Source organism: Clostridium sp. BJN0013 (genome assembly GCF_040939125.1).
In the GTDB taxonomy this organism is placed as follows: Bacteria; Bacillota; Clostridia; order Clostridiales; family Clostridiaceae; genus Clostridium_B.
The window spans coordinates 517,429-544,395 of record NZ_CP162495.1 but is presented as its reverse complement, the minus strand read 5'-3'; the positions used below and the strand labels follow the sequence as shown (position 1 = coordinate 544,395).

At 30.7% G+C, this 26,967-nt stretch carries 36 protein-coding genes; 10 read left to right on the top strand and 26 right to left on the bottom strand.

Annotated elements, in window-relative coordinates:
- Positions 1 to 14 precede the first annotated feature (14 nt).
- The 8 genes from anfD to AB3K27_RS02920 all read right to left on the bottom strand — a co-directional run bounded on the left by anfD (position 15) and on the right by AB3K27_RS02920 (position 8,567).
- The gene (gene anfD, locus AB3K27_RS02955) at positions 15 to 1,580 is read right to left on the bottom strand and encodes a nitrogenase iron-iron protein, alpha chain (RefSeq protein ID WP_368489761.1); all 1,566 of its coding nucleotides are present in this window, start codon (positions 1,578 to 1,580) and stop codon (positions 15 to 17) included.
- Between the two features lie 748 nt (positions 1,581 to 2,328).
- Positions 2,329 to 2,493, bottom strand: a complete 165-nt coding sequence (locus AB3K27_RS02950) for a Spo0E family sporulation regulatory protein-aspartic acid phosphatase (RefSeq protein ID WP_368489760.1) — start codon at positions 2,491 to 2,493, stop codon at positions 2,329 to 2,331.
- A gap of 226 nt (positions 2,494 to 2,719) precedes the next feature.
- Entirely contained in the window at positions 2,720 to 3,469 is a 750-nt protein-coding gene (locus AB3K27_RS02945; protein WP_368489759.1) for an alpha-amylase family glycosyl hydrolase, read from the bottom strand.
- A gap of 4 nt (positions 3,470 to 3,473) precedes the next feature.
- Positions 3,474 to 4,028 (bottom strand): alpha-amylase family glycosyl hydrolase, encoded by a 555-nt coding sequence (locus AB3K27_RS02940; RefSeq protein ID WP_368489758.1) that lies wholly within the window; start codon positions 4,026 to 4,028, stop codon positions 3,474 to 3,476.
- 33 nt (positions 4,029 to 4,061) lie between these two features.
- Positions 4,062 to 5,990 carry an FtsX-like permease family protein gene (locus tag AB3K27_RS02935; protein ID WP_368489757.1) on the bottom strand — a complete coding sequence of 643 codons (1,929 nt, stop codon included), beginning with the start codon at positions 5,988 to 5,990 and terminating at the stop codon, positions 4,062 to 4,064.
- Positions 5,990 to 6,778 (bottom strand): ABC transporter ATP-binding protein, encoded by a 789-nt coding sequence (locus AB3K27_RS02930; RefSeq protein WP_368489756.1) that lies wholly within the window; start codon positions 6,776 to 6,778, stop codon positions 5,990 to 5,992. The genes AB3K27_RS02935 and AB3K27_RS02930 overlap by 1 nt, the downstream gene beginning before the upstream one ends.
- A gap of 98 nt (positions 6,779 to 6,876) precedes the next feature.
- Positions 6,877 to 7,878 carry a sensor histidine kinase gene (locus tag AB3K27_RS02925; protein WP_368489755.1) on the bottom strand — a complete coding sequence of 334 codons (1,002 nt, stop codon included), beginning with the start codon at positions 7,876 to 7,878 and terminating at the stop codon, positions 6,877 to 6,879.
- Between the two features lie 14 nt (positions 7,879 to 7,892).
- Positions 7,893 to 8,567, bottom strand: a complete 675-nt coding sequence (locus AB3K27_RS02920; protein ID WP_368489754.1) for a response regulator transcription factor — start codon at positions 8,565 to 8,567, stop codon at positions 7,893 to 7,895.
- Between the two features lie 259 nt (positions 8,568 to 8,826).
- Here AB3K27_RS02920 and AB3K27_RS02915 point away from each other — a divergent pair, with 259 nt between their 5' ends.
- Positions 8,827 to 9,312 carry a peptide deformylase gene (locus AB3K27_RS02915; protein ID WP_368489753.1) on the top strand — a complete coding sequence of 162 codons (486 nt, stop codon included), beginning with the start codon at positions 8,827 to 8,829 and terminating at the stop codon, positions 9,310 to 9,312.
- A 32-nt stretch (positions 9,313 to 9,344) separates the two neighbouring features.
- Positions 9,345 to 9,653, top strand: a complete 309-nt coding sequence (locus tag AB3K27_RS02910) for an MGMT family protein (RefSeq protein ID WP_368489752.1) — start codon at positions 9,345 to 9,347, stop codon at positions 9,651 to 9,653.
- A gap of 124 nt (positions 9,654 to 9,777) precedes the next feature.
- On the opposite strand, the gene AB3K27_RS02905 is transcribed toward AB3K27_RS02910, so the two are convergent.
- The 4 genes from AB3K27_RS02905 to AB3K27_RS02890 form a co-directional block, all read right to left on the bottom strand.
- Complete coding sequence (locus AB3K27_RS02905; protein WP_368489751.1) at positions 9,778 to 10,542, bottom strand: MerR family transcriptional regulator; 765 nt, start codon at positions 10,540 to 10,542, stop codon at positions 9,778 to 9,780.
- 126 nt (positions 10,543 to 10,668) lie between these two features.
- On the bottom strand, positions 10,669 to 11,133 hold the full coding sequence (locus AB3K27_RS02900) for a GyrI-like domain-containing protein (protein ID WP_368489750.1): 465 nt from the start codon (positions 11,131 to 11,133) through the stop codon (positions 10,669 to 10,671).
- Positions 11,133 to 11,390 (bottom strand): zinc ribbon domain-containing protein, encoded by a 258-nt coding sequence (locus AB3K27_RS02895; protein ID WP_368489749.1) that lies wholly within the window; start codon positions 11,388 to 11,390, stop codon positions 11,133 to 11,135. The genes AB3K27_RS02900 and AB3K27_RS02895 overlap by 1 nt, the downstream gene beginning before the upstream one ends.
- Positions 11,391 to 11,876: 486 nt before the next feature.
- A complete protein-coding gene (locus tag AB3K27_RS02890) occupies positions 11,877 to 13,010 on the bottom strand; it encodes an RNA-guided endonuclease InsQ/TnpB family protein (RefSeq protein ID WP_368489748.1) in 1,134 nt (377 codons plus the stop codon).
- Between the two features lie 93 nt (positions 13,011 to 13,103).
- Between AB3K27_RS02890 and AB3K27_RS02885 the strand changes: the two genes are divergently transcribed.
- On the top strand, positions 13,104 to 13,268 hold the full coding sequence (locus AB3K27_RS02885; RefSeq protein ID WP_368489747.1) for a ribbon-helix-helix domain-containing protein: 165 nt from the start codon (positions 13,104 to 13,106) through the stop codon (positions 13,266 to 13,268).
- A 492-nt stretch (positions 13,269 to 13,760) separates the two neighbouring features.
- Here AB3K27_RS02885 and AB3K27_RS02880 read toward each other — a convergent pair whose 3' ends face one another.
- From AB3K27_RS02880 to AB3K27_RS02865, 4 genes are all read right to left on the bottom strand, one after another.
- The gene (locus AB3K27_RS02880; protein WP_368489746.1) at positions 13,761 to 14,627 is read right to left on the bottom strand and encodes a helix-turn-helix transcriptional regulator; all 867 of its coding nucleotides are present in this window, start codon (positions 14,625 to 14,627) and stop codon (positions 13,761 to 13,763) included.
- Between the two features lie 160 nt (positions 14,628 to 14,787).
- A complete protein-coding gene (locus tag AB3K27_RS02875; RefSeq protein ID WP_368489745.1) occupies positions 14,788 to 15,678 on the bottom strand; it encodes a flavodoxin family protein in 891 nt (296 codons plus the stop codon).
- Positions 15,679 to 15,910: 232 nt separating this feature from the next.
- Complete coding sequence (locus tag AB3K27_RS02870) at positions 15,911 to 16,504, bottom strand: NAD(P)H-dependent oxidoreductase (RefSeq protein ID WP_368489744.1); 594 nt, start codon at positions 16,502 to 16,504, stop codon at positions 15,911 to 15,913.
- A 177-nt stretch (positions 16,505 to 16,681) separates the two neighbouring features.
- On the bottom strand, positions 16,682 to 17,017 hold the full coding sequence (locus AB3K27_RS02865) for a winged helix-turn-helix transcriptional regulator (RefSeq protein ID WP_368489743.1): 336 nt from the start codon (positions 17,015 to 17,017) through the stop codon (positions 16,682 to 16,684).
- A gap of 549 nt (positions 17,018 to 17,566) precedes the next feature.
- Between AB3K27_RS02865 and AB3K27_RS02860 the strand changes: the two genes are divergently transcribed.
- The 3 genes from AB3K27_RS02860 to AB3K27_RS02850 all read left to right on the top strand — a co-directional run bounded on the left by AB3K27_RS02860 (position 17,567) and on the right by AB3K27_RS02850 (position 19,145).
- Complete coding sequence (locus tag AB3K27_RS02860) at positions 17,567 to 17,740, top strand: hypothetical protein (protein WP_368489742.1); 174 nt, start codon at positions 17,567 to 17,569, stop codon at positions 17,738 to 17,740.
- Positions 17,741 to 17,889: 149 nt separating this feature from the next.
- On the top strand, positions 17,890 to 18,240 hold the full coding sequence (locus tag AB3K27_RS02855; protein WP_368489741.1) for a hypothetical protein: 351 nt from the start codon (positions 17,890 to 17,892) through the stop codon (positions 18,238 to 18,240).
- 341 nt (positions 18,241 to 18,581) lie between these two features.
- The gene (locus AB3K27_RS02850) at positions 18,582 to 19,145 is read left to right on the top strand and encodes a VanZ family protein (RefSeq protein WP_368489740.1); all 564 of its coding nucleotides are present in this window, start codon (positions 18,582 to 18,584) and stop codon (positions 19,143 to 19,145) included.
- Positions 19,146 to 19,273: 128 nt separating this feature from the next.
- On the opposite strand, the gene AB3K27_RS02845 is transcribed toward AB3K27_RS02850, so the two are convergent.
- Positions 19,274 to 19,552, bottom strand: coding sequence for a hypothetical protein (locus AB3K27_RS02845; RefSeq protein ID WP_368489739.1), 279 nt, complete (start codon positions 19,550 to 19,552; stop codon positions 19,274 to 19,276).
- A 395-nt stretch (positions 19,553 to 19,947) separates the two neighbouring features.
- Between AB3K27_RS02845 and AB3K27_RS02840 the strand changes: the two genes are divergently transcribed.
- Complete coding sequence (locus AB3K27_RS02840; protein ID WP_368489738.1) at positions 19,948 to 20,391, top strand: hypothetical protein; 444 nt, start codon at positions 19,948 to 19,950, stop codon at positions 20,389 to 20,391.
- Positions 20,354 to 20,608 (top strand): peptidoglycan-binding protein, encoded by a 255-nt coding sequence (locus AB3K27_RS02835; protein ID WP_368489737.1) that lies wholly within the window; start codon positions 20,354 to 20,356, stop codon positions 20,606 to 20,608. The genes AB3K27_RS02840 and AB3K27_RS02835 overlap by 38 nt, the downstream gene beginning before the upstream one ends.
- 458 nt (positions 20,609 to 21,066) lie before the next feature.
- Here AB3K27_RS02835 and AB3K27_RS02830 read toward each other — a convergent pair whose 3' ends face one another.
- The 7 genes from AB3K27_RS02830 to AB3K27_RS02800 form a co-directional block, all read right to left on the bottom strand.
- On the bottom strand, positions 21,067 to 21,306 hold the full coding sequence (locus tag AB3K27_RS02830) for a hypothetical protein (RefSeq protein WP_368489736.1): 240 nt from the start codon (positions 21,304 to 21,306) through the stop codon (positions 21,067 to 21,069).
- Between the two features lie 182 nt (positions 21,307 to 21,488).
- Positions 21,489 to 22,022 carry an IS1634 family transposase gene (locus AB3K27_RS02825; protein WP_368489735.1) on the bottom strand — a complete coding sequence of 178 codons (534 nt, stop codon included), beginning with the start codon at positions 22,020 to 22,022 and terminating at the stop codon, positions 21,489 to 21,491.
- Between the two features lie 20 nt (positions 22,023 to 22,042).
- Positions 22,043 to 23,008, bottom strand: coding sequence for an IS1634 family transposase (locus tag AB3K27_RS02820; RefSeq protein ID WP_368491156.1), 966 nt, complete (start codon positions 23,006 to 23,008; stop codon positions 22,043 to 22,045).
- Positions 22,993 to 23,175, bottom strand: a complete 183-nt coding sequence (locus AB3K27_RS02815; protein WP_368489734.1) for a hypothetical protein — start codon at positions 23,173 to 23,175, stop codon at positions 22,993 to 22,995. Before AB3K27_RS02815 ends, AB3K27_RS02820 begins: the two co-directional genes overlap by 16 nt.
- 103 nt (positions 23,176 to 23,278) lie before the next feature.
- Positions 23,279 to 23,425 (bottom strand): hypothetical protein, encoded by a 147-nt coding sequence (locus tag AB3K27_RS02810; RefSeq protein WP_368489733.1) that lies wholly within the window; start codon positions 23,423 to 23,425, stop codon positions 23,279 to 23,281.
- A gap of 150 nt (positions 23,426 to 23,575) precedes the next feature.
- Positions 23,576 to 24,922, bottom strand: coding sequence for a M56 family metallopeptidase (locus AB3K27_RS02805; RefSeq protein WP_368489732.1), 1,347 nt, complete (start codon positions 24,920 to 24,922; stop codon positions 23,576 to 23,578).
- 4 nt (positions 24,923 to 24,926) lie between these two features.
- A complete protein-coding gene (locus AB3K27_RS02800; protein WP_368489731.1) occupies positions 24,927 to 25,295 on the bottom strand; it encodes a BlaI/MecI/CopY family transcriptional regulator in 369 nt (122 codons plus the stop codon).
- A 451-nt stretch (positions 25,296 to 25,746) separates the two neighbouring features.
- Here AB3K27_RS02800 and AB3K27_RS02795 point away from each other — a divergent pair, with 451 nt between their 5' ends.
- Together AB3K27_RS02795 and AB3K27_RS02790 are read left to right on the top strand one after the other, a co-directional pair.
- Positions 25,747 to 25,968, top strand: coding sequence for a type II toxin-antitoxin system RelE/ParE family toxin (locus AB3K27_RS02795; RefSeq protein ID WP_368489730.1), 222 nt, complete (start codon positions 25,747 to 25,749; stop codon positions 25,966 to 25,968).
- Positions 25,965 to 26,249, top strand: a complete 285-nt coding sequence (locus AB3K27_RS02790) for a helix-turn-helix transcriptional regulator (protein WP_368489729.1) — start codon at positions 25,965 to 25,967, stop codon at positions 26,247 to 26,249. Before AB3K27_RS02795 ends, AB3K27_RS02790 begins: the two co-directional genes overlap by 4 nt.
- 55 nt (positions 26,250 to 26,304) lie before the next feature.
- Here the strand turns inward: AB3K27_RS02790 and AB3K27_RS02785 are convergent, their stop codons facing one another.
- Both AB3K27_RS02785 and AB3K27_RS02780 read right to left on the bottom strand, forming a co-directional pair.
- Positions 26,305 to 26,529, bottom strand: a complete 225-nt coding sequence (locus tag AB3K27_RS02785) for a tyrosine-type recombinase/integrase (RefSeq protein WP_368489728.1) — start codon at positions 26,527 to 26,529, stop codon at positions 26,305 to 26,307.
- Positions 26,520 to 26,723, bottom strand: coding sequence for a hypothetical protein (locus AB3K27_RS02780; RefSeq protein WP_368489727.1), 204 nt, complete (start codon positions 26,721 to 26,723; stop codon positions 26,520 to 26,522). The genes AB3K27_RS02785 and AB3K27_RS02780 overlap by 10 nt, the downstream gene beginning before the upstream one ends.
- Positions 26,724 to 26,967 lie beyond the last annotated feature (244 nt).

The following is a 26,967-nucleotide window of genomic DNA, read 5'->3' as shown; positions in this document are numbered from 1 at the left end:
AGTCATTACCTCCATTATAATGTGGAAAGTTGTTTTTGCAGTGGGAAATCCGGGTAGGTTTTTTTGCACAACTCTGGAATAATATCATATTTACCCGTATACTCCCTCAAATTGCTTGAAGAAATTACTTCCTGACTTAAATTCACATCAGAAATCATCCTTTGTGTTAAAAATCCTGCATCTGTAGGTACTTCATCTTTGCTAATATCCAAATAGGCAAGCTGATGAATAGGGGAATAAATAGCGTTATATATATCACGTGCAAACCTGACCCATCCTTCAAATCCTTTATAAGGACCATTATGGTATCCATGTGCGTTAAGATAGGGTACCCGTATTTTTTGGGCAACCTCCCCCAGACGTTTTCCGGTGAAAATAACATCAGGTTTCAACATCTCCATGGCTTCCAATCCCTCAAGTTCATTTGGATCGTCTATAGCCAGTGCACCTACTTCACACCTGGAAATGCCCTTTTCAAAATCTCCCTGATGGCCGAATTTTGAATACACCGACACCACTTCTACTCCCATTTCTTCATGAATTGCATGGGCCCAGTGCCAGAGTTTGGATCCTCCCGGCCAGAGACATACTTTTTTACCTTTAAGCCGTTCCTTGTACCAGTCAAGTTCCGGTTTCCATCTAGCTGTTTCTTCATCAATAATGGCTTGAGCTTTGTCTTCAATTCCGAAAAACAATCCAATCTTCCTCAGTGATAGCGATAGTGGTCCAAAACCAAATCCGTCGATATCAAGACGGGGAATGACGTATCTTTTCCTGAGTTCATTACAAATGTATTCTGCGGAACATGCACATTCAAGTACATTCAGGTGTGCCTTGTGCATACTCCTTAGATCATCATAAGACCCATTACCTGTAAAAGTAGAAAGAACTTGAATACCCATTCTCTTAAAATAATCCATCATGACTGGCTCATCACCCTGAATATTATACTCTCCCACATAATTAATGACGTAGTCACTTTTAATTTCTGGTTCAAATGTTCCTACCTTCTGGTCGATCCAGGCGATATTGATTTTATGATGTCCTCCGGATTGGCTGGGACCCCCAAACCCCGGAGAATTACAAACGAAAATATCTACACCAGGCATTTCTTTCATTACTTTTTGAGCTACCGCGTTAATATCGTCCCCGATAAGAGCTGAAGCACAGGTTTGATAAATACACATTCGTTTAATATCTGAAAATGCTTTAAATGCCTCAATGATATTTTGTTTCAGCAATTTTTCAGCACCAAATACAACATGCTTTTCCTTCATATCTGTGGCATAGGTATATTTAATCTGAAAATTGTCATTATCACTTATATAACGTTTAGTTTGCCATGTGTCATAGGTACATCCTACAGGTCCATGACTCATATGGATGGCATCCTTCATAGGTGTACCTATAACATGTTTTGCTCCACAGTATGCACAGCCTCGTTCCGAAATAGTCCCCGGAATCGTGTTAAGGTATCCTAATGGAAGGGCATCTGTCAAATTCTCACCGGGACCTTTTATAACAGCGTGTTGTTTTCTTTCAGGAATACACTCGCTGCATTCAAACTCATGATATGGCATAATTATTTCCTCCTTATTTTTTAAAAATTATTTTCATTAATCCTCTCATAGTCTATATTTATCCCTTTAAACCAAGACATTATTTTTTCTAATTAATCATCTCCTTATAATCCTCATTTCATATACTTCTTAAAAGTGTAAACGATATTGACACTGCTTACCTTTTATGCTATACTACATGTGGTTAGAATTTAACGGATTCTAACTTATCTGTGAGTGTATCTCTTGACGTTTTTATAAAACTAAGGGGTATGCTCTCTTATTGCTACATATTCATTTTATCTTCTCAGTAACTTCTTTAGCACATATTCCATATTGTTCTTCTTTATTAGTAAAACTACCTCTGGTAACAAATAATGTAATTAGGTCTATCATTGTCTTCCAGTCTATTACAATGATTTTTCATCTTTTGAAATTATGTGAATTATTCTATGAAAGGATTTTGATAACAGTTAATTCTTATCAAATGAAAATTAACATTATTTAGAATAATAACTTGCATTAAACTATATCATAACTTTTCTAAAAAGGCAATAGTATATTTTAATGATTTATCAAAAATATACATTTTAAATTATAAATCTATCAAAATACACTATTAAAATTACATTTTTAATAATTAGTCCAATCAACCTATTGTGTTAATTAAAAACATGAAATAATTAATTTTAAGATGCTATTTTAACAAGACAAGTTTAGTAAAAATTTGATTGTTTCTCTATTTTTCTGGGACACAGGTGAAAATATGTTATTTTACTTTTGTAAAGTAGGCAACTATAAGTTTGTCCAAAGTCTCACTGACCTGCTGGATTTCTTCTCCATCAGTGTTTTCTTCTATTTTCTTATGAAGTAATTCCCTTACTGTTTCAATCTCTTTACATAAAGCTTTCTTATCATCTAATTGTTTCCCCATAGCATCCTCCTTATAAAAATTATTAGTCTAAACTAATACTTATTATTATAATATAATTAATTTCTGTTAATTTCAATATAATTTCTGTTAATTTATTCCTTAACTATTCCTCTAATAACTATATTAATGCTTCCAATATTGAAAGGGCTTTCATGCCCTAATCACCTGTAGAAATATTATCACAGGAAACAGAGCAAAAGCCCCTATCTATAACACTTTCATATTATTAGTTTACAGACCAAAAGTATACACTGTAAGGTGGAAGACTGCAATCTCCACATAACTCTATGCTGTGACCTGTTAACAAATCAACAGCATTAGATGCCACTAAATCAACATGAGCACAATGCTCCCTATCCTGAGCATTTAATGCAATAACAACCCGTTCATCTTTAAAACATCTTTCAAAAATCAACTGTCCATTAGTAATCAAAACTGTCCTATACCCTCCATGGCATAGGGCTTTACTTTTTTTACGGATATGTGCAAGTTTAGCAACAAAATGAGTCAGAGCATTACTTTGAGGTAAATCAAAATAAGGACGTAATCCTTTATCTGAACCCTTTTCTTTTACTCCATCTACACCCCATTCACTTCCATAATAGATACAAGGTATACCCGGCATACCAAAAAGCAGTCCATAAACCAGTGGTAAATGTCCTCTATCTTTAAGAATACTGGCAATACGGGTTACATCGTGATTATCTGCAAAGCTGAGCAAACTCTTACCCTTATAAAGTGTCCAGGCTTCATTTCCAAATTGACGGTTAAGTGAATAGTTGATCTCAAACAAGTTCAGGTCATTGAAGCTTGAATAGAGATTTTTGTAACATTCGTAATTAGTACAGCTGTGGCACATCTCATCATTCACAATTCTATTGTAATCACCAAAAAGAACTTCTCCTATAAGACAAAAATCAGTTTTGAGACTATCACAAATGTCCTTAATGCCCTTAAAAAATCCACGTCCAGACAATAAGCTACACCAACCTCAACCCATCAATTCCAAACGCCTTCACCCACAGGCCAATACTTTCAAAAATGTGCTCTCTCACCTGTGGATTGCTTAAATTAAGCTTTACAAGTTCATAATGTCCTTCCCAGGCATCATAACCAAAACCATCATTATAAGGACTGTTACCATGAAAGTTAATAAAGAACCAATCTTTGCAACAGGACTGCTCCCCATTTTCTAGCACATCCTGAAAGGCCCAGAAACCACGCCCTACATGATTAAATACACCATCTATCACCACCCAGATACCTTTCTGGTGTAGATTTGCACAAACATCAGCAAAATCCTGATTGGTGCCAAGCCTGCAGTCAATCCTTCGGAAATCCCGAGTATCATATCCATGTCTGTCAGATTGAAATATTGGGGAAAAGTAAACCGCATTTGCTCCTAAGTTTTGAATATGATTAATCCACTGATTGACTTTTAGAATACGAGAATTAATCTCACCGTCATTTTCTTCTGGTGCTCCGCAGAAACCAAGAGGATATATCTGATAAAATATCGCTTCGTTTATCCACATAATTAATTACCCCTTTCAATTCTATATTTGCCATTAGGTATACAAAATTCCATCTGATAATACTATATCTAAATACTTTTTAGTGGTTGCAACAAAATAAATGCCATATACAAAAATAAAGATTATTATACTTAAAATTGCAGGCACTATTATATTGTAGCTCATAAGATTACTTAGTACAGACATTGCCACACAGCTGTGAATTATTCCAACTATAAGAGGAAACAAATATGAAATACCTATCTGCCTTGCAGAAGCACTGTATATTTCTTTATAAGTCATTCCAATTCTCTTCAAAATGCTGTATTTTTCTTTGTCTATATAAGCTTCACTTACAAGCTTGAAATATATTATGCTTCCCGTAGCTACTATAAATACAAGAGCTAAAAAGGCACCAAGAAAGTAGATTATTCCAAAGGTGCTGTAGCTTGTAACATCTTTGCTTACAGTGACATATAGTGTATCTTTAATTGCATCAATAGATTTTAATTTTTTAGCTGTTGATTTTATATCACTTACATTATTTATTTTCAATCCGGTAAAATCATATTCCTTATTTTTACTTCTTAGCAGGTTATAATCCTCGTCATTTAATATAAGACATCCTGTAGGCATGCCATTGCCAAACAAAGGGGTTTTATAGGTTTTCTTTATAAAATAACTTTTTCCATCTATATATGCTTTTATCTTCTCAAAATTCATAAGACTCATTACTACCGTGGGTGTTTGCACATAGAAAGCTTCTCCTTTTAAAAGTTTTTCTTTTTCTATTCTCCTTAACTTTTTTACCTTTAAATCTCTACTTATCTTTATAAAATCAGAATATCTTACTACCGCCGTATCAGAATCTTTCATTTTGAACTCAGTTTGATTTTCTATATGTGGTTTTAAAATAAGAAATTTTATATTTTCATCGAGAATTATATCTTTGCCACCTTCTCTTAACTTGTCCTTTACTTCAGATTTTACTTTGCCATTCTCCTCTAAAATATATGAAATTTCATAGGGAGCCTGTATAGAATCTCTTATTTTAATAAAATACTTAAGAGATGCCACAGTACCATAGGAAGTCAGCGTTACAGTTACTAAAATGGCTACTGCTGCTAGAGTCCTATAATTGTTTTTTATTCTGAAAGCAATATTGGACATGCTTACTATATTTATCCCCCGGTAAAGTATTTTCTTTTGATTTATTATAAACTTCATTAGTACAGAATACGCCGCTCCAAACAGCCAATAAGTCCCTATCACTACAAATATGATAGCCAGGGGCAAATTTTCCATAAAATTGCCTACACCCCCCGTTGTTTTTCTGGCAAAATAGTATCCCATACCTATACATACCAAAGACAATATGCCCTTTATATAGCTTACTTTTGGATAGGTCTCCTCCTTTTTAGATGCATTCAAAAGATCAATAAGCTTAGTCCTTATTATATTTATATAACCTAAAATTGAATTTACAAAAAAGATTATAAAAAATGTAACAGCTGTTTCAGCTATTGCCTTATAGGATATAAAAAAACTTATTTTCATGTTCATTATGGCAACTTTGGCCAGCATCATAAGAAACAGCTTGCAAAATATAATTCCAAGAAATAACCCTGATGCAATTGCTGTAATTCCTATAAAAATAAATTCTATAGAATATATAAGGGCAATTTCAGAGTTTGTAACACCCATAAAAGCATAAATTCCTATTTCCCTTTTCCTTTGATTTAAAAAAAATGAACTTGAAAACCACACAAAGAATATAATAAATAAAAGAAGCATATATGATACTGCTGTGGAGGTTCCCTTAATGTACTGTGTAACTTCTTTTGCCTTTTCAAAATCCGGATTATATTTTAAAGCAATAAAATTATAGTATATAAGTACAGAAAAAATCATTGACATTACATAAAGCCCATAAACTTTTATATTTCTCCTGAAATTATCAAAAGCCATACTGAGAGAATTCATTAATGATCCCTCCTCTTATCATCCTGTACATAATAATCTATACCGCTGCTCATGGAGGAAACCATATCCATAATCCTATGGAAAAATTCCTTTCTATCCTTGTTTTTATCCAGTCTTGCATGAATTTTTCCGTCTTTTATAAACATTATTCTTCTGCAGTAGCTGGCAGCAAAGGCATCATGTGTTACCATTATTATAGTTGTTTTATATTTTATATTCATATCTGTAAGACATCCTAGAAGTTCTGCCGCAGACTTTGAATCCAGAGAACCTGTAGGTTCATCTGCAAATATTACAGAAGGCGTTGTCATAAGCGCCCTTGCCGCTGCAACTCTCTGCTTTTGTCCTCCAGAAAGCTGATAGGGATATTTATTTAGATGTTCCTTAAGTCCCAAAAAATCCGATATCTCATTGACTTTCCTTGTTATTTCACTGTATTTGACCTTCCCAAGTGCAAGTGGAAGAGCTATATTATCCTGAACTGACATATTATCCAAAAGGTTAAAATCCTGAAATATAAAACCTATTTTATTCTTTCTAAAACTTGCCAGAGCTTTACCTTTAACCTTCGACATATCCTCTCCCTGAAAAAAATAACTTCCACTAGTTGGATTGTCAATTGTAGAAATAATATTCAGCAAAGTAGTCTTCCCTGCTCCTGAAGGCCCCATTATGCCAAGAAATTCCCCTTCTTCAACCTGCAAATCAATTCCACCTAAAGCAGTAAAAGACATAGATTTTGAACCGTAAACTTTTTTTAAATTTTTTGTTTCTATAACTATACCCATTTAAAAATCCTCCTTTTTTAAAGCTCAGTGTTATTTTATCTCTTGACTTTGCAGGTTTCCATCCAATTTAGCTTACATTTTCCCTTTTAACCTTACATTTATGTAACATTAAAATAATCTGACAGTTTGTAAAAATATATAATAAATTCTGTTCCGATGCCTACTTGAGATTCGACTTTTAATTGATGATTTAACTTATCTATTATTTTTTTTGAAAGATACAAACCCATTCCTGTAGATTTGCCAAATTGTCTTCCATTTTCTCCCGTAAAACCTTTGTCAAATATTCTCCTTATATCTTTTTTTTCTATGCCTATTCCATTATCTTTAATGTGAAGTGTTATCTCCTTATCATTTTCTTCTCCCCATATATCTATTCTTCCACCCTCATACATATATTTACAGCTATTATTTATAATTTGATCTATAATATAGGAAATCCATTTTTCATCCGTTATTACATTAAAATCAATATTTTCAAAATTTAAATTTATTTTTTTTGCTATAAAAAATGATGCATTTTTTTTCACTACTGCTTTAATAATCCGGGCAACATTAATTTCACCTACCTGGAGATCCTCTGAAAAGCTTGAAGCTCTACTTATATAAAGCACCTGGTTTATAAGAAATTTTATTCTGTCCATTTCAAGTCTCAGTTGTTCAGATATATTTGTCTCCTCCATTTTATCTAAAATAAGTTCACACACAGATAAGGGGATCTTTACTTCATGAATCCATTTTGTCATATAATCATTGATTTCATCTAAATTATCTTTTACTTCCTGAACCTTTTCATTTTTTTCTCTATCCTTAATTTTTAGGATTTCCTTTATAAGCCAAACTTCAAAAACATGATTCCCTCCCAATATACTTAAGTTTATTTCCTTTCCACCAGTTACAGATTCATATATTTCTTTATAATTGCATTTCCATCTTTTGTAATCAACAAACATAAAAAATACTGATATAGCTATAATTAAAAAATCCATGTAAACTATATCATAAAATGATGCACCAACGGGCTTACTACTGTATAATATTAAATTTATCACAGTAAAAATGCAGATGAAATATATTATTTTAAAAACTGAATTTTTCATATAAGTTAATTTATTCATGATATTTCATACCCACGTCCTTTTTTTGTTTTTATAAAATCATGGAGTCCTATATCTCTTAATCTCATACGAAGTCTATTAATATTTACTGTAAGGGTATTATCACTTATAAAATTCTCATCATCCCAAAGTGTTCTCATTATTCTCTCCCTTGATATAGTTTTTCCATTATTTTTCATTAAAAGTAGTATAATTTTAAATTCATTTTTTGTAAGTTCAATTTCTCTTTCATTATACGAAAGCGTTTTATACGTCAAATTCAATATAGCTCCATTACACTCTAATAGTTCAGAAGCTCCTTCCCTATATGAATAAGTCCTTCTTATAAGTGCACTTATTTTTGCAATTAAAACATCCATAGAAAAAGGTTTTGTTATATAATCATCTGCCCCCATATTTACAGCCATAATAATATCCATATTGCTATCTCTTGAAGAAAGAAATATAATGGGACATTGAGACATTTCTCTGATTTTATTACACCAATAAAACCCATCAAAATAAGGTAAGTTAATATCCATAACAACTAAATGGGGTTTATTTTCAATAAATTCAGAGAGAATATTGGAATAATCTCTTACTCCATACACATTAAAACCCCATTTAATCAACATTTCCATAATATTATCTGAAAGTGCCCTGTCGTCTTCAATTATCATTATTTTATACATATATAAATATACTACCCCCTAAAATGATAAAATCATATACATCATATGTTTTAATTTTATCATAAACTACAAAGGCCCAAATAATCATAGCAACCTTTTTTTAACTATGCTTATGTAGTAAAATTATATCAAGTGATTCAGAGGTTCAGATGGAGTTTGCTATAAAGAAATATTATCTCCAACTTTGAAAAAGATGGGAGTATTAGCTAATTCTAGCCTTCGGATAAAAAAATACTATACAGTAGGGGGTTTTATACTTATGATAAAAGAAATACTGCTTCTTGGAAATTATGATCTATATAGAAAAAGTTCACCAGTGGAAGAAAAAGACACAGATTTAATAAAACAAGCCGTTTCTAATTTACATGATACTTTAATTGATTTTCGTAAAAAATATAATGCAGGCAGGGCAATTGCCGCACCTCAAATTGGTGTATTCAAAAGGCTTATATATATGTACATTGACGAACCTTTGATTTTCATTAATCCCATACTTACCTTTCCCAATAAAGAAATGATGGAAGTAATGGATGACTGTATGTCTTTTCCCAACCTTTTAGTAAAAGTAAAGCGTTTTAAAAATTGTACGGTAACCTATAAGGATATGAATTTCGAAGAAAATTCCATAAAATTTGAAGGTGATCTTTCAGAACTGATACAACACGAATATGACCACTTAGACGGTATACTTGCTACAATGCGGGCCATAGACAATAAATCTTTTTATCTTAAAAATAGTATATAATATTCATTGATATTTTCAGGAGGTGTTTTAAGTTGGCCAAAAATTTTTTCTCAAAAGTTTATGACCTAGTTGCCAGAATACCCAGGGGCAAAGTAGCTACCTACGGTCAGATAGCCTTCATGCTGGGAGAACCCGGAAGTGCCCGAATAGTTGGGTGGGCAATGAGAAAAGCTCCTTCCCATCTCCCTTGTCACAGAGTTGTGAAAAAATCCGGTGAACTGTCTCCAGATTATGTATTTGGAAGCTCTGACATTCAAAAAGCTCTTTTAAAATCAGAGGGGATCACTTTAAAAAAAGATGGGCATATAGATATGAAAAAATATTTATGGGATGGCAGATGATCATATTTTCATTAAGCGTTGATCTTGCCAAATTATAAGTTGGACTATATAATTTAGCCATATATATCAACACCATAAGAGCACTCAACTCAAATAGGTATTGAATGCTCTTATTAAATTACTGCTATTTTTTTATTCCTGTATAAATCAAAATTGCATCTCTTAAAAACTCTGCTGTTCCAGGCTGTTTTCTATCATAATATGCCTTAAACCTACTATCTTCCACATACATTTGTGCAAGGGATGCATGAGCCTTTTTATTATAATTTCCCCAGTAAAAACTTATCCACTTAGCATGAAGTTTTGCAGTCTTTTGAGCCAACTCTCCTGAAGCATCACCTGTTTTATAAGCTTTATCCAGAGTCTCAAGGATTTCCTTTTCAAGATTAGTAACTTCTTCATATTCTTCCTGGGTCATATTTTTTAACCTGTTATTTGATCTATCCACCACATCATTTCCATATTTGTTTCTGATTTCTCCTCCGTACTTTTTTTCATTATCATAAATGAGCTTTTCTTTAAATCCTTGAAATTTCTCACTGTCATTCATTTTAATTCTCCCCTCCATGGATTCAATTGTTTTCTCCACATTTGAAATCAATAAATCCAACTGTATTCTCTTTTCAAGAAGTTTATTATGATGTTTTTTAAGTGCCTTTGCCCTGTCAAAATAGGGAGAATCCATAATACTTTTAATATTATCCAATTTTATTCCAAATTCTCTGTAAAAAAGTATTTGCTGAAGCCTATCCACTTCTTTTTCCCCATATATGCGGTAACCTGATGAATTGATCCTGGCAGGTTTTAAAATTCCAATTTCATCGTAATACCTGAGTGTCCGTGCACTGACACCTGACATGAGAGCCAACTTCTGCACTGTATATTCCATAACTGCACCTCCTGACAATTCAACTATAAACTTATACGCAGCGTTAATGTCAATAGATATATGAAATATTTTTTACATATATATTTTATGTAAATACTATTCTGCATCAAAATATCCTTCTTTAAATTATTTTACTGCCACATATATATCCACTTCAGGGTTTTCATTGTCATTGTACCTTTTATCATAAAGTTCAAAATCTCCCGTATAACTTCTTTTAATGTCCGCATTCCATATATACTGCCAAGCCTTACCAATGCTCTCAGGCATTTTACCTTTCGCAGTTATAACGCAATACTTTGAAGGTGGTATTATTTTTAATACCATTCCTTCAGGTATGTCATCTCCATTTGAAACTTCAAATCCAACTACAAAGGAATAATAACCAAATTCTTTGTTTTCATAATCTGTGTACACTCCAAGAATTTCATCACTATTCAACTTATTGTGTACAGCATCTCCAAGTTTTTTTTCTGAAAATTCCTTCCACAGTGTTTGAATTTTAATGCTGCAATCTTCATCTTTATTGCTGGTTCTTATCTCTTTACCCACCAAAAGTATCCGGCTTTTTTCCACTATTTTAAAATCCATTAGTGTTTTTTCCATCTTTTTAAATTTGGAAGGACATTTTTCATAAGAGATCTTGCTTCCTTTTCTCCCATTCCTTTTTCTTTCATAAAAGGAATACAAGCCTCAATCATTTCTTCCATAGTTAAATTCGGCTGTTTAAAACTTCCATTTTCATAGCAGTACATGCAGTATTCATAGTTTTTCTTATTATCTGATTCACTGGCATAAAATTCCTCACTTAAAAGCATTCCACAACTCTGACAATATTTCTCTTCCATAATATATTTCCCCTTTAATATTTTATCCGAAGGCTACCATTGCTAACACCCCCATCTTCTTCAAAGTGGGGGATAAGCACTGCTACGCCCCTGGATAAGTTCTTCTAAGGTTCAGATGGGAAAAGTATTCCTTATAAGCAAACTCCACCTGATCCTAAGAATCACTTGATATCTACATTATATAGAAGAACTTTGCCATCATTATGTCATGTTTGAATTTATTTATACATATCAATTATTTTTTTGCACTTTTTTCTTATAATTTCTCTTATATGTTTTGGGGCAAGCACTTCCACATACTCAGTTGCCAAAATTCTATAAAAATCTATACAAATGTATAAATATATATAAATTTGTTTAATTCTCTATTCATAGTGTCCGATTTTGTAATCCTAAAAGGATATACTACTTTCGTTTGATATAACACTCCCAGAGCTTAAATTCGGATACAACTCATCCTACACATTAGTAGTATCTTTCATGTGATTATTCTACTAATTTATAATTACCAAGATTTATTGAAGCGTTTTTGTCTCTATCAATAACTAATCCACATTCAGGACAGACATAAACTCTATCTTTCAGTTTTAAATCTGACTTTATGCTTCCACAACAAGAACATGTTTTACTTGATGGGTAGAATTTATCAACTTGAACAAATTGAATTCCATTAAACCCGCATTTATATTTAATCTGCCTCATAAATTCATATAGGCATTGTTCTTGTATGGCTTCCGATAGATGTTTATTCTTCATCATACCTGTTATATTTAAGTCTTCCATAACTACCCTATATGGTCTTAACTTAATTATTTTATTGGTAGCTTGATGAATATGGTTTAATCTAATATTGCCAAGCTCTCTATGTATAAGTCCTATCTTCTTTTCCAATTTAACAATATTATTAGTCTTGATAAATTGGAGTCCTTGTTTATTTGCTTCATACTTCCTTGATACTTGTTTCTGTAATCTTTTAAGTTTTTTCTTTAATTTCTTAACTTTACCTGATTTATTAATGTTTTTTATAGGATTGTCCAGACAATTTACTATAGCTAAATCATGAACGCCTAAATCTATTCCTACACTTAAATCTTTATTCAACCCAGCCTGGTTTTCGCCCTGTTCAAATCCTAAAGATAAATACCAGTATCGGCCATCAAAATGACATCTTGGGTTAGTGTACTTAGGTAAATCGGGAATATCATAATTAGTTTTGTATTGAATTTTACCTATTTTCTCCATTTTAACCTTGCCATCTTTAAATTTAACGGCATCGTGTCTAACATAAAATGATTTTCTCGACTTTTTCTTAGATTTAAATTTAGGATGCTTAGCTATTCCATCAAAGAAATTATTATAAGCTGTTTGTAAATCTTCAAACGCTTGATTGATAGTTTTACTGCTTATTTCATTTAGCCATGCGAATTCTTCTGTACTCTTCAACTTATTAAATTCATCCCTCAATTTTCTGCAAGATATGAATTCACTAGCTTTCTTATAATTTTCTTCTTGTCTTGCTAAACCCCAATTGTAAGCAAATCTGGCTATACCTATTGATTTCCACATTAATATTTCTTGTTCTTTTGTTGGTTTTAATCTTATCTTAATTGCTCTTATCATATCTTTCACCTCACTTTCTAATATTATTATACCCAATGTCCAATTACTTACAAAGGCTATTTAAATGTTATATAATATTTTTGAAGTGATGGCATGGCTGACAAAGATTTGAAAAATAGAACTCCTTTTTCAAATGCAGTTAATACTGAGTTACTGAATAAACTAAAAGCTTATTCTAAAGAAACAGGAACACCAATGTCAAAATTATTAGATAAAGCTATCGAATCATTTTTAAATAACATTAAAAGATTACATTAACGCTCTTAAACAGGGTGTTATTTTTTCAACAAATTTATAATAGAATTTTGACGTTGTTCACTTAGTACGCTGCCACTAAGCAGTTCTCTTATGAACTTCTTATGCTCTCACATAAGCTCAGACTATATCATTACCCTTGCAAAAGGGCATTTCCCACTTCGGATTGCTTAATCCTACTCCCATCACAGGATAGTCGTTGAACTTTACCCTATATTCGGGTCTTAGCTGCTGATTGCCCATTTTTACAGCACTTAGGATTTAACCTTATGCCATCTAACTAATTTTTTCTACTTTCGTAACATTCACGCTTGGTTTTATTTCATACCTACGTTGTAGTTTAGTTAGCTTTAGGGGATTCCAGCAATTCAAGAAATTTTGCATAGATTCTATCTCTATGACTCCATGCTCTTTACGAACATGGGGTGCTTATCGTCTTATTGATAAATCTATAAATAATGTTTTATATTATTGCAGTTATTTATACATTTACAACTACCGTTTAGTTGCACCATAACTCAACACCATAGAATATACCCAGCCATCTTCTATAACTTCCGTATTTACTATAACACTACCATCTTCAAGAAATGTCATCTCCTCTTCATGGAAATAATCCTGTATCCTATACCTCACTTCTTCTGAAAACTTAAGTAAAAGTTTTACAGGACTTTTTTCCGGACTTTTACTGTTTATATATTCTCCATAGGAAATTCTTTCCCTTGAAACTTCCCTATTTAAAATCTCCAATCCATCCATTCTAGTGAGTTTAAATATTCTGTAATCCCCTTTTAAAAGACAAAAGGAAAAAATATACCAGGAAAATCCTTTAAATACAAGAGTAACAGGTTCCGCCTCTCTTAAAATATATTCTCCTTTTGAATTTCTGTAATTAAAACTTATACACTTATTTTCCTTTAGTGCTTTATATATAACTTTGTATTTAATATTTTCATTTTCAGATTTTTTAAACCCCCAGGGCAGTGTATCTATAAAAACTTGCTTGAAGTGCAGGTCAACTTCACTTTTCTTATTGGATGGTATTATATTCTTCATCTTTTCCATGGCAATTTCTACATTTTTATTATTTAATACCCCATTTATATTTTTTAAAGCTTCCACTATGGAAATCATATCCCCCAGTGTGAGGAATTGATGATTTATTTTATAGTTTTCTAAGATATAGAATCCCCCATTATTTCCTTGTTTTGAAGCTATGGGAATCCCTGCCATATTGATTGCATCAATATCCCTGTAAATGGTTCTTATGGAAACCTCAAATTTTTGGGATAACTCTACAGCAGATATTTTATCTCTATTTAAAAGCATAACTATAATTGCCAGCAATCTGTTTATTTTCATAAATATAAAACCTCATTTTCCTACACAGGTTTATTTTTTTAAATTCAAATATTTTCAATATATTGTGGATAAATTAGTTACTTATGCTTTAATTCTCTTAACTTCTAAAAATACGGTGACTTCTCTCGGCTTTTTAAACAAAATATACTGTCAATCCGCTTTAGATAATAAATGTTTTATTATACTCAAACCAATGCACTAACAAATACTTGCCTTCAATAATCTCAACTTTCATTTTTGCTGTCTTCCTCCCGCGAACTATAAAAGTATTTTCACCACAAATATCTACTTTTTTTGGATTTAAAAGTATCTGCCTGAGCCTCTCATCATTATGATGGGTTCTTTTTATATCCCTTAATGCTCTTTCAGTATACTTTAAAGGATTTTGTATTATAGACTTAATTAACTCTTTAGTTGCCAATCTTACCCCCATGTCAAATGCTTTTTGGCAATCAATGGGGAATACTTCGGCCCTTCTTTTAGCCCTCGCTTCAACGTCAACAAGATCAGCTTCAACCTTGGAGTAATCTTCAAACTGACACGTCTCATAACTAATAAGCGACTCAGAAGACCCAAATATCATTTTCATTGACCACTCATTAATCTCAATGGGTTTATCCATACCCATTTTTTTTAGCGAGTCTTCTGTCGCATTCCCTGTATAAATAAACCCGGTATTTATTTTTTTCGGATAATACGAGCGCCGGGATTTACCATATCCAAGGTACTGAAACAGTAACCGATCCAGAAAAGCAACCATTTCACCGCTTACCCGACCCCAATAGATAGGTGATCCGAAAATAAGTGCATCAGCTTGCTCTACTTTTTGGAAGATTTCTGCCAGATCGTCTTGTACCGGGCATTTGCCAAAGCTTTTTCCGCCTTTGGTTTTACAGGCGAAACAGCTGATACACCCCTTGTAGTTCAGATCATAAAGATGAATCATCTCGGTTGTAGCACCCTGTGATGTGGCCCCCTCCAATGCTTTGTTTAAAAGGGTGGCAGTATTCCATTTTTTTCGCGGACTTCCGTTAAATGCTAGCACTTTCATACATTGACCTCCATTTTTTGTAAATTTACTATCTTTATATATTATTTAGAATTAGCCAGCGATTTATTTGCGGCCCTTGATGTGCGCAAGAACCTTACATTGGCTAACAGAATGGACGCTGCCCGATAAGCAGTGCCTAAATACAATAACAGTCTTAATCACTCAAAACTTATATTTTTCCGTTTAGATACCCTTGCATATGAAGCTTGGTAAGAAGGCCACCATTTCCGACCTATCCAACCTCTCCGGGCTGGCAATCAAAAATCTGATCCACAAATTGAGTTGCTTCGGTTAAATACTGTTTCCTTGCTTCATCAGTAACAATAGGCACAGATTGAAAGAATTTAGTGGCAACATCGATGAAGCCTACACTGCCAAAGAGATTGTCCAGTGAAAGATTAATGCACTCATATTGACCTGCCATATCCAGATACGGATCGTTAGAGCCGGCTGTAAAGAGTGAAAATACCCTTTTCCCTTTTATTTTACCGCCATATTCTACATCATAGGCGAATTTAGTCATAAACACCTTGTCAAAATAACCTTTTAGAAAGCCGGGCATTGCTCCGAACCAAATAGGAGCAATTGTAATAATTGCATCTGACCAGAGAACATCCTCCTGTTCTCGCTTCACCTCATCTGTATAGACCTCAGTGCTTGCGGCTTTTAGATCGTCTGGTTGCATAACGGCATCAAATTTTATTTTTACAAGGTCTTTTACCTTAACAGTTGCACCTCTGCTTTGCAAGTGGGATGTGATAGTGTCCAATATTCCTTTGCAAAAGCTTCCATCATAGGGGTGCGCGTAAACAACAACTACATTCATTTTAATAATCTCCTTTCAACAAGTTATTTATTTCACAATAACATATATCATTTAAATATTTAAGTACGCAATTTGATGGTACTTAGTAGTATTGTTGGTACTATGAAAGGAGATATTTTCGACAGAATAGCATGGTACAACCAATTTCCATGCTCTAACCTTTTTTGGATACCTAAATCATTTATTCAAAATATCATAATTAAGTCTTCCCCAATCGTTCATTTGCCGTATGATTGGAAAAAAGTCTTTTCCCGTAGGCGTTAATGAATATTCTACTTTTGGCGGAACCTCCTTATAAACTTCACGATGGATAAAATTATCGTTTTCAAGCTCCCGCAATTGTTTTGTAAGCATAGTCTGCGTTATGTTGGGAAATAACTTCTGCAACTCATTAAATCTTTTTGTTTCTTCACTTAATGCCCAAAGTATCATAATTTTCCACTTGCCTCCGATAACCTGCTGAACCAATTCCAGAGGACACACATTCTTATTTTGATTTACTGATGTACTCATAAAACCTCCTAAAATCACAATAGTATTAATAATAGTAGTATATATCATAAAACTGTGTACTCTAAGTTTATTTGAGTATATGATAACATGGTAGCAGCCAATTATCAATGGTCAAAACTTTCAGGAGGTTTAAAGTATGCGATACGTATGTATTGACTTATTATTTAGAAATATCAATAATTATCAAATTTGTTTATGGTGGAAACTGGTTAATCAACACGTGTGATTTTTTATTAACTAGTGTAAATTATGACATTATTTTTATAAATTATATGATAAAATGTATTTTATCACATAATTGTAAGGAGGGTTATTGTGAAAAAACTTGTACAAGCTCAATATTAAAAATTGAAACAAGAAGTAAATATTAGGAATGGAACCTAAACTATGGCTCATAAAATTGGACTAAAGTTAAAAAAATTACTCATATTGTCAATTTGTACAGTCACTATTTTAACGTTAGCAGGTCAAACTGCTTTTGCAGAAACACTTACGAAAACTAAGACAGCGGACGAATTAAAATAAATTAATAATTATAAACAAGACCACATGAAATTAATCAAAAATCAAACAACAAAATCTGATTCAGAAATAGAGGCAGTTCTGGCAAACTCAAGTAATAAAGATCCCGATTATTTGAAAAACTATAAAAACGCATTAGAAGAAAAGTATTCTCAAAAAAATACAACATTTAACTTTTATCTTGTAAAAAATGGCTACTAAAAAAATAAAAATTATAGTATTTAGTATGCGATGATACAATTAAGGTGAAGTAGAGATAGTATCGATATCATCAAGTGTAAAATATATGATACCGATGCTATTTCCATTTCAAGAAGTAGGTTTTAAATATAAGGTGGTGGAATAAATAAATGTCAATGGTAATCAAACGAGGTTTAATTGTAATTATAGTTTTTGTGCTCTTAATAATTGGATTTCGTGCAATTCAAATTATTACGGCAGAAAAAAACCCTATTGATGTGTTTAAATCTATTGTAAAGATAGAATTCGATGGAAGAGATGTGGTAAAATTGGATGAATATTCATATTTAACAAAATCAAATCCAAAATATATTAAATCATTTTTAGAAAATAATGGTTGGAAATTTCAAGAACAGTTAGGGGCTGGGTATTCATTTAGAAACGCTAATGGAAAAAGATTGTTGTTAATAAGTAAGCATATTTTTGGTAAAAGATATTTAATATTTGAAGAAGGTAGCTAATATCTGAAAATCCTAATAATTTAGCTTTATAAACATTAATGAAATAAAGCAATAAAAAAATATTGCAAAAAAGAATGCCCGTTTTAGACACTCTACTTTCTAAGTTTTAAATATATCAAAATTAAGCATACTGTTGATATAAAAATATTAGTTTTTTTCATTGATAAACATCCGCCTTTTTCATTATATTATTTGGAAAGGTATAAATTTTAAAATCACTTGCCGATAATCTAGTAAACTTTTTGACAAAATCTACAGATTATATTCAAATTTTACATTTTATGTTATATAATGAATATTAGGTATAATTAAGAGATTTTAATGAATAAAGGGGGAATATAATGAAAAATTTTACAAAAAACATTGTGCTTTTTATATTTTCTTCAATAATAGGTTTTTCTTTACATAGGATGTTGACAGCAGATTTAATAATGAATTTTTTCCCTAGAATTTACTCACATACTTGGATACATATAATGGCTATAATATGTCAAGGAATATTTATATTTGCTCTTATTAATCTTCTTATACATAAAAAGATTAGTAAACCATATGCATATATACTTTGGGGATGTTATTTTTGTATTCTAATGTTTATTTTTTTTATAAGAATGGTTGGAATGACAGGAATAAATCTTAATCCTCTTGATATTATCAAAAATATATCTGCAGATCCTTTATTTATATTCACAGTGATTATGAATATATTTATATTTATCCCATTAGGGTATTTATTTAGAAAAAAAACTTTTACATTTTCTTTGGTAAGCGCATTTGTTATTTCTCTTTGTATAGAAATAATTCAATATATTTTAAAAGTAGGTATTTTTGATATAGATGATATAATATTTAACATAATAGGATTTATGATAGGTTGTAGGCTCATAAAGTTTGAAAAATTATAAATAAAAATAAATCAGGAAAGGTACTTAAGTGACTTTTTCAAATAAACTCATATTTTAATCTACGTCTTTGACCAAAATGTTTATTCCTTCAATACAGTAAAGAGCTTATCTAAATTTTAAACAGCTCTTTACTGTTTTTTTCTGGTGGTAGTTGTACGTGGAGCCTTCTTCTGCTTCATCTCCTTTAACAACTCTCTGTACTTATTCTGATATTCTTCAATTTGCTTATTATACCTACCCTGCAATTCTTCTTTTTCCTGCTGCTGCTGTGTTAATTCTAATATTGCCTTTTCCCTTTGAAGCTCTGCCTTATCTTTAACAGATTGAATAAATTCATTATGTTTAGTATTTAATTCCTGTACTGCCTTTTCATTAGCTTTTTTTACCACTGCTAATTCACTATTCAACTTTTCAATAACAATATCCTTTTCTTTAATGCTATTATCTAATTCAATATTTCTAGTTTGAGAATCGGCTAAAAGTTTATTTAATTCTTCATTAGTATCTTTATAACCCCGCTTAAATAAGGTTTATACCTACATAAAATTGGTAAAAACAACTATTTTATGTAAATATAATAAAATATCTAATGCAACTCCCTAAATTATGGAATATACTTTCCCCCTTGTTACATGTTTGTTGGTATTAGGCCATATTAATATTACCCGTTATATATTGGTGTTAAACACATTAGTAAACAATAAATTAAAAATATTATATTATTTCCATTATAAGTATTGACTAACATAACTCTACTGGTGTAGAATAATGTTATAAATTTAAAATTGAGGGGGTAATTAAAATGACTGAAGTTTTAAAAAACAATAAAGTTAAAGTTTTGTTTTTAATTTTATCTGTTCTACTTACTGTAACATTTACTTCAATGCCTGTTCTAGCTACATCTAATTCGGCTAATAATGTCCAAGCTACCGATAAAGATAGTATAAGAGTTAAACCTTATAGCACTAAACCAGTACAATTTAATGTTTATACGTATGAAAATGCTCCATCAGATGTAAAAGCACAATATGAAGCTGATGTTAAGGCTGTGAATGGCAAAGTTTCTCCTTCAGATGAAATACTTGTACCTATTACAGATGTGAATACTAACTCTGCTAAAGCTAGTCCTCAATCAACAGTAACTGCAACTGTTGTAGATGTATATCGTGATTCTTCTGGTAATGTAACTGCTGTATTACGTTACTATCATGATGGATATACATGGTATGTATATCCATCATGCTAACATATATAGCGATTACATAGGATATGGGCATATAACTGAAGGAGATAAAGTAAAGTGTCTTCAAGCGGCTATAGATTATAAATTCGGATATAGTTTAGCTGTTGATGGATACTTTGGCTCTCAAACTCAATCTGCAGTACTTGATATTCAAAGTAGCTACAATCTTTCCTGCGATGGAATTGTAGGTCCTTCAACTTGGCAAGTAATTGTTAATTAATAAAATTTCATATAATCATAAAAAATATAATTATTTTTCGTACAATTCACGGAATATATAAAAAGGAGTATAGTTACTATATTCCTTTTTATAATAAAGTTTCATGGGCTTGACTTTATAAAAATAATTAAATATATTGCATATTTATCTAAAAAGCTATTGGGATGATCTTAATGGGTTTATTATTTTCACGCATTGTGCTAGATCCTATATTCCAAAATATTGCATTTTGAAAAAGCACAAAATGTCCCTATGCTAAATTTAATATTTTTAAAAAAATCTAAAATATAAGTTGCTTAATTTGTGCCATGTTTATTACATTACCTGTAATTATGTTCAATATAAATGATAGATTATGAGCTAGAACTTTTAAAGCAATTCTAAGCATTAATCCCCATTTAGACTTAGCTAATACTCTATTAATATTGAATTGCTCTGCTAATTGAGAAAAGCTAGTTTCAATTCTTTCTCCGCCTTGCTTTTGATAAAATATTACGAAACTGCTCTTCTAATGGATGTTTACTGTTCTTTCTTTTCAGAGAGATTAATAATACTTGTTTTTCTTTAGTTAATGAAGTTTTAAGTTCCTTGCAGATATATCCCTTATCTCCTAGTATTTTTAATGTGTTATTTGCTTCAACTAATTCAAATACAGCTGCAGTAGTTACAATAAAGTTGTTATATCTTATATTCCGCACGTAGAATTTTCCGGTATATCTATTGGAGATTCTTACATTCTACAAAGGAAATATAGACTAGCACTACATAGCATTACGACTTTAATTAAGCATTATGTGTTATATTTACCACACAAAAATCAAAAAGTTAAAGACTCATTAATAGTTGATGGTATAAATAGGAATTTTTTAATATTTCTAGATTAATAGATAAAATCCTCTGTATATATTTTTTCACTAGAACCAGCTAAAATTAAAATTCTCTTTGTGTTATCATTGATGTTGTTTATTACACGCACAGTACTGCCGTCCTTAAAGGTGATAATAGATACAATGATATTCTTCAAGAGTTCCATAATGTTTTTAGCCGTGGGGGTGTAACTTTTAACTTTACCAGGTATTATAACAGGCTCCTTCTCTTTTTTTAAAGCATTTCTTACTTCTCTTTCAATTGTAGTATAAACCATTAGTGCCAACAGAAAAACATATCCCAAAGCCTCTATCCTTTTAGGTGTTTTAAGATAAATTTCATCTATAAAGTCAGAGTTTTTAAGAGACTTAAAGTTTGTTTCTACGCAAACTTGTTCCTTGTATTCCTTCAATATATCTTCATCAGACATAGCCTGGGTATCTAATATGTTGGTTAGAAGTACAAACATTCCTGCTTCATTTTTGGCTCTTTCAAATGCACCATAGTTTATATCATATTGCAGAGACAATTTAAATTTAGTCTCCATTTGAACTTTCTCTCCCGCCTTTAATTTTCCTCTGTTTTCTTTTTCTTATCCTTGGAGTAGACTGTACCATCTATAGTATAAAAATCGAGTTCATTCTCACCGATAAATCGTTTAAGTTCGCTTACTGCATCCTGTTCACAATAATACTCATTCTTCTCAAAGTCCTTTATAATCTTTTTAATATTCATTTCTTCTTTATCTCTTTTTTTCTTTAAAGAATTAATTTTACGGTTATCTAACGCACTTGAATGACATACAATAAACCTATACTTCCGGTCATTAATTTCATCAATAAAGCTTTGTATTTTGCACTTTGCAGAATCTTTTCTATTGCTGATTTTACCTACATCAGTCCACTTTTCTGTATTTTCATAAGCCTTACTCTTAAGTTCTTTTTCAATATTAAAAGTAGATGGCAGTAAGCAAATAAGACTTATATTATGCTCAAAAGCTGCATAAAGATTGTCTTTTGTAAGTGCAGCACTGTCAGCAACATATATCATATTATTAACATCAAGTTTATCGGCAGTAGTTCTTATTTTTTTTATGAAGTCTGTATTCCATGTTTTATCACTGGTGCTGCCATCCAAAACTTCTCCGGTAACAATAGTTTTGTCATTAGTGCAGGCAATTCCAAACATAATTTGTTTCAGATCAGGTCTTTTGTCTTTACTATGACCATAGGTTATTTTAATGCAATTATCATCTGATGATGGAGAAGTGTATTGTCCATAGACATTTTTGCTTGTGGTATCAGCATGAATACTTTTAACTTCCACATTAAAAGTTTTAATTCCTTCGAGAGCTATGTTTGAGAAAGATTCTTTAGGATTTACCTCATAGAAATCATCTAGTGCTCTACCAAGCGCATCATCATTTAGGTGTCTATAATTTATACCACTGCCAAAAAACTTTTCAACATCAGTATTCTCATAAAACTCATCTAATCTTGATAAAGGATGTCTGTCTACTAGAACATTAGCGATAATGGCTTCAATAGCAGTTCCAGGTGTACTAGTAGTCTTTCCTTATCAAAATTTATCTTATCATTAATATATTCTGCAATCTTAAGCTTTCTGCAATATTTTAAAATTAATAGTATAGCTCCATCTATAACAGGTTTTATACTTTTTATATTCATTTTTCCCTTCACGTACTATATTGAACAATATAATAATATATTCTAATATCTTAGTGGAGTGCTAAATGTAATTAATTATTTGTTAATTTTTACATGTGGAATGTCGGTTATAAAGCTATTCATTGAAATTAATGCATGAAGCTTTAATCAAAAATAAGTTTCTTTTTTGAAAGCACATATCATCTATCAAAACAAAAGCAGCTGTAAAAAAGTCTTTTAAATTATTAATTTTTTCAGTATTATAATAAGTGAACTCTAACATAATTAATCATCTCCTTATTATAATTTCTTTTCCTAATTTAATTATAATCCAGGTGATTAGTTTTTGTTAGGGTTTTTCTTATAATATATTAACTAGCGCAATGCGTTATTTTCATATAATTATACATATAATGGTATGAATTAAAAAATATTATTCGGTTGGTACAAGTATTTCATCTGAAGGAGAAACTTTGCCATTCACAGCCTTAACATCAGCTTCATATTGTGCTTTTACATCTGATGGAGCATTTTCATACGTATAAACATTAAATTGTACTGGTTTAGTGCTATAAGGTTTAACTCTTATACTATCTTTATCGGATTTGCCTATAATTTCCATAATTTTCTCTTCGTTTAAAACAGAATCAGTTTTATACTTAATCTTAGTTGGTCGTCCCTCTTTATCAACTGATACTATGGTAATGCCTTGTATAGTTTCTCCAGCATAAAATTTTTCAGTATGGAGTTCATCAGTATGGAGTTCATCAGTATTACTTTTTGCTAAGGTATTTAAACTTACCGATAAACTTACAGTTATGATAGTAGCCAAAGCACCTATAAGTATACCTTTTTTTCTTGTTTCTAAATTCAACATATTTTCTAGTCTCCTTTTTAATATATTCTTCTTATTATTAAAGCCTGTAATTAGATTTTGTTTTACTATATTATTTTTATTAAGCCTTAAAGAATTGACAAGAGCTGACGCATATAATTTTCTTTCTTTTATATCTGATCTTTTAAGTACAGCTTCATCACAAGATAGTTCACAATCATTGTTTATCACTTTACACATTATGTAAACTAGAGGATTAAACCAATGTATTGATAAAGTTATTAATAATACAATTTTATACATTATGTCATGTCTTTTATAATGCATAAGTTCATGTTTTAAAATATATTTTAATTCCTGAATATCATATGAAACAGTAGGAATCACTATGCGGGCATTAAATATTCCTATACCTAATGGTGTTGAAATTGCTTTGCAAGACTTTAGTGAAATTTTTTTCTTAATATTCATTTCTTTTAATAATTTCAAATATATATTTTTAATATTATTGTCAGGTACATCGTAAACTAAATGTTTAATTTTATTATTGAAAACAAAATAAGAAATAATGTGATAAGATAAAAATATTATCGAAACAATTAACCACAAATGAAACACTATTATAAAATAATTTAAATTGTTATTATCGGATACTATATTGATGCTATTTTCTATTTTTATACCTTGATTTATAGAAATTCCATTATTAATAATTGTTTTAATATTGCTAGGCGAGTATCCAACAATATTACATATTTTTTCTGACATATAAATTGGGATTTTAAAAGGTATAAGCATTTTTATTATTACAGCTAACCATATATAATAGGTAAATGCACGAGTATATTTTTTTAATAAAGTTTTTTGCAAAATCATAATAGATATAATCCCTATACTTCCTACTAAAGATGCTTTCAATAGATTTTTTACAAATATTTCAATCATACTATCACCTATTTTTTATCCATTTATCTAATTCATTTAAATCATCATCTGTAATATCATTATTTTCATGTAACGTAGTAATAAAACTTTTTAATGAGCTTCCATGAATTTTTTTAAAGAAAGTTCTTGTCTCTAATCTTAAATATTCATTTTCTGTTACAATAGCTGTGTAATGAGTGATTTTTTTACCTTTTGTTGCTGTTATAAATTTTTTCTTTGCTAAACGTGAAAGTAGTGTTAATGTAGTTGTAATTTTCCATCCTTTTTTTCCTTCCATAATTTTAACTACTTCTTTTGAAGATACAGGAATTTCACTAGACCAGATAATTTTCATAACTTCTAATTCTGATTCAGGAATTTTCATAATTGACAATATAAATCACCTCCTTAGTTTATATTCTACAAAAGTAGAATATAAATGTCAAGAGTTTTTTTGTTTTTCATAAATAGCCCAATGCTAGCAATATTATCATATACTGAAAACCATATGTACCTAATTGAATAAAAACTCTGAAATAGATCTATCTAAAATTTTCAAAGAAAAATAATTATTTTTGTATATAAGAATTAATTGCTGTAATGACTGGGGCAATTTTTTTTATTTTAAAAGAATATATCATAATAAGGTATATTCTTTATATCATACATGGTATATTTATATTAAGAATTGAACACAATGAAATATAAGAAAGGACTACTAATGTGGAATGTAGATTTTTACAGAACAAAAGATAATATTGCTCCAGTAGAGTAGTTTTTAAACAGTTAAATATTAAAATGCGTGCAAAAGCTCTTTATGAATAAATATACTTCAACAATTTGGTATGGACTTAAGAGAACCTCATTCAAAACCAATTAAGGATGGAATATTTGAACTAAGAATCAAATTAGGCAGTGATATATCCAGAATTTTTTACTTCTTTTGTGTTGGAAATAGAATAATTCTTACAAATGGTTTTATTAAGAAAACCCAAAACACGCCAAAAAGTGAAATTGACAGAGCCTTAAGATATAAAGCTGATTATGAAGGGAGATATGGAAAATGAGTAATTTAAATATGTTTATCGAAAAACAAATGAAAGATGAAGAATTTCGAAAAGAATACAATAAACTAACTCCTAAACATGAAATAATAAAACAAATTATAGAAGAAAGAAACGCCCAACATTTAACACAAAAACAATTTGCAGATAAAGTTGGTATAAGACAAAGCAATATTTCTAGGCTAGAAAGTGGTAATTACAATCCAAGTATAGATTTCTTACAAAAAATCGCAAAAGCTCTAGGTAAAGATCTTCATATAGAATTTCGTGAGACTAAATCCTAATAGGATTTATATTAAAGTTAAAAAGCCATTTATAAATTTTTCACAAATGGCTCTCTTATAATTCGATTAGACGGTATACATCATCAATATCATTCTGATTGATACCTAAATAAAGTTTGGTTATAGCTTGGTTACTGTGGTTATATAGCTCCATGAGCATTGGTATAGGCACTCCCTTTTTCCATGAATGGTAGCCAAAAGTTTTACGCAAACTATGGCAGCCAATATGTTCTTTTATCCCAACTGCTTCACAGTCCCCCTTTATTATTTTTATAGCCATATAACGGTTAATTGGCCTATTTTGTCCCTCTCTACTCTTAAAAATATATTCCTGATCATTTTATGCTTAAGTTTCTTTTTAAGCCTTGAAAGTGCTCCTACAGCGTTTTTATTTAGTAGAAATTTTTTAACCTTACCAGTTTTCTTTTCTTTAATGTAAACATGGGGTCTTAAATTGGTCTTCCTCAAAATCAAATACATCTTCCCAGGTAAGTGAAAGCATATCTGATATTCTTAATGCTGAATTCAGTCCCAAAACTATTAAAGCATAATTTCTCATGTTTCCTGATCCAATTAAAATACTTCTTTAAATCATTTATTTTTTTGACCGATCTTATTGGTTCTACCCTCTCCATTTTTACCTCCAAATAATTTTACTTATTATTTATATATATTATAATATGTGTAATTAGAAAATACAATTTTATACTTTAAAATA

Coding starts and splice junctions, on each gene's coding strand:
- anfD (WP_368489761.1), bottom strand. CDS start 1,580: ATGCCATATCATGAGTTTGAATGCAGCGAGTGTATTCCTGAAAGAAAA.
- AB3K27_RS02950 (WP_368489760.1), bottom strand. CDS start 2,493: ATGGGGAAACAATTAGATGATAAGAAAGCTTTATGTAAAGAGATTGAA.
- AB3K27_RS02940 (WP_368489758.1), bottom strand. CDS start 4,028: ATGTGGATAAACGAAGCGATATTTTATCAGATATATCCTCTTGGTTTC.
- AB3K27_RS02935 (WP_368489757.1), bottom strand. CDS start 5,990: ATGAATTCTCTCAGTATGGCTTTTGATAATTTCAGGAGAAATATAAAA.
- AB3K27_RS02930 (WP_368489756.1), bottom strand. CDS start 6,778: ATGGGTATAGTTATAGAAACAAAAAATTTAAAAAAAGTTTACGGTTCA.
- AB3K27_RS02925 (WP_368489755.1), bottom strand. CDS start 7,878: ATGAAAAATTCAGTTTTTAAAATAATATATTTCATCTGCATTTTTACT.
- AB3K27_RS02920 (WP_368489754.1), bottom strand. CDS start 8,567: ATGTATAAAATAATGATAATTGAAGACGACAGGGCACTTTCAGATAAT.
- AB3K27_RS02915 (WP_368489753.1), top strand. CDS start 8,827: ATGATAAAAGAAATACTGCTTCTTGGAAATTATGATCTATATAGAAAA.
- AB3K27_RS02905 (WP_368489751.1), bottom strand. CDS start 10,542: ATGGAATATACAGTGCAGAAGTTGGCTCTCATGTCAGGTGTCAGTGCA.
- AB3K27_RS02900 (WP_368489750.1), bottom strand. CDS start 11,133: ATGGATTTTAAAATAGTGGAAAAAAGCCGGATACTTTTGGTGGGTAAA.
- AB3K27_RS02895 (WP_368489749.1), bottom strand. CDS start 11,390: ATGGAAGAGAAATATTGTCAGAGTTGTGGAATGCTTTTAAGTGAGGAA.
- AB3K27_RS02890 (WP_368489748.1), bottom strand. CDS start 13,010: ATGATAAGAGCAATTAAGATAAGATTAAAACCAACAAAAGAACAAGAA.
- AB3K27_RS02885 (WP_368489747.1), top strand. CDS start 13,104: ATGGCTGACAAAGATTTGAAAAATAGAACTCCTTTTTCAAATGCAGTT.
- AB3K27_RS02880 (WP_368489746.1), bottom strand. CDS start 14,627: ATGAAAATAAACAGATTGCTGGCAATTATAGTTATGCTTTTAAATAGA.
- AB3K27_RS02875 (WP_368489745.1), bottom strand. CDS start 15,678: ATGAAAGTGCTAGCATTTAACGGAAGTCCGCGAAAAAAATGGAATACT.
- AB3K27_RS02870 (WP_368489744.1), bottom strand. CDS start 16,504: ATGAATGTAGTTGTTGTTTACGCGCACCCCTATGATGGAAGCTTTTGC.
- AB3K27_RS02865 (WP_368489743.1), bottom strand. CDS start 17,017: ATGAGTACATCAGTAAATCAAAATAAGAATGTGTGTCCTCTGGAATTG.
- AB3K27_RS02860 (WP_368489742.1), top strand. CDS start 17,567: ATGAAATTAATCAAAAATCAAACAACAAAATCTGATTCAGAAATAGAG.
- AB3K27_RS02855 (WP_368489741.1), top strand. CDS start 17,890: ATGTCAATGGTAATCAAACGAGGTTTAATTGTAATTATAGTTTTTGTG.
- AB3K27_RS02850 (WP_368489740.1), top strand. CDS start 18,582: ATGAAAAATTTTACAAAAAACATTGTGCTTTTTATATTTTCTTCAATA.
- AB3K27_RS02840 (WP_368489738.1), top strand. CDS start 19,948: ATGACTGAAGTTTTAAAAAACAATAAAGTTAAAGTTTTGTTTTTAATT.
- AB3K27_RS02835 (WP_368489737.1), top strand. CDS start 20,354: ATGATGGATATACATGGTATGTATATCCATCATGCTAACATATATAGC.
- AB3K27_RS02825 (WP_368489735.1), bottom strand. CDS start 22,022: ATGGAGACTAAATTTAAATTGTCTCTGCAATATGATATAAACTATGGT.
- AB3K27_RS02810 (WP_368489733.1), bottom strand. CDS start 23,425: ATGTTAGAGTTCACTTATTATAATACTGAAAAAATTAATAATTTAAAA.
- AB3K27_RS02805 (WP_368489732.1), bottom strand. CDS start 24,922: ATGATTGAAATATTTGTAAAAAATCTATTGAAAGCATCTTTAGTAGGA.
- AB3K27_RS02795 (WP_368489730.1), top strand. CDS start 25,747: ATGGACTTAAGAGAACCTCATTCAAAACCAATTAAGGATGGAATATTT.
- AB3K27_RS02790 (WP_368489729.1), top strand. CDS start 25,965: ATGAGTAATTTAAATATGTTTATCGAAAAACAAATGAAAGATGAAGAA.
- AB3K27_RS02785 (WP_368489728.1), bottom strand. CDS start 26,529: ATGGCTATAAAAATAATAAAGGGGGACTGTGAAGCAGTTGGGATAAAA.